General features: G+C 52.0%; 1 pseudogene. It reads left to right on the top strand.

The features are described from left to right. Positions 1-733, top strand: a pseudogene (gene rpoB / locus QMM04_RS22890) (DNA-directed RNA polymerase subunit beta); the annotation flags it as partial.

Here is a 733-nt window from a genome sequence, read left to right as displayed (position 1 = left end):
CTTATCTCCTTTCTATCCAGCTTGACTCGTTCCAGAAGTTTATCGAGCAAGATCCTGAAGGGCAGTACGGCCTGGAAGCAGCCTTCCGCTCCGTGTTCCCAATTCAGAGCTACAGCGGTAATTCCGAGCTGCAGTACGTCAGCTATCGCCTTGGCGAACCGGTGTTTGACGTTCAGGAATGTCAGATCCGTGGCGTGACCTATTCCGCACCGCTGCGCGTAAAACTGCGTCTGGTGATCTACGAGCGCGAAGCGCCGGAAGGCACCGTAAAAGACATTAAAGAACAAGAAGTCTACATGGGTGAAATTCCACTCATGACGGACAACGGTACTTTCGTTATCAACGGTACTGAGCGTGTTATCGTTTCCCAGCTGCACCGTAGCCCGGGCGTCTTCTTCGACAGCGATAAAGGTAAAACACACTCTTCCGGTAAAGTACTGTATAACGCACGCATCATCCCTTACCGTGGTTCATGGCTGGACTTTGAGTTCGATCCGAAAGACAACCTGTTTGTCCGTATCGACCGTCGTCGTAAACTGCCTGCAACCATCATCCTGCGTGCGCTGCAATATACGACTGAACAGATCCTGGACCTGTTCTTCGAGAAAGTGATCTTTGAAATCCGCGACAACAAGCTGCAGATGGAGCTGGTGCCGGAACGTCTGCGTGGTGAGACCGCGTCGTTCGACATCGAAGCCGACGGCAAAGTGTATGTGGAAAAAGGTCGCCGTAT

It is taken from the genome of Pantoea sp. Pa-EAmG, assembly GCF_030024295.1.
GTDB classification, from domain to species: domain Bacteria; phylum Pseudomonadota; class Gammaproteobacteria; order Enterobacterales; family Enterobacteriaceae; genus Pantoea; species Pantoea dispersa.
This window is presented reverse-complemented; position numbering and strand designations above follow the sequence as displayed.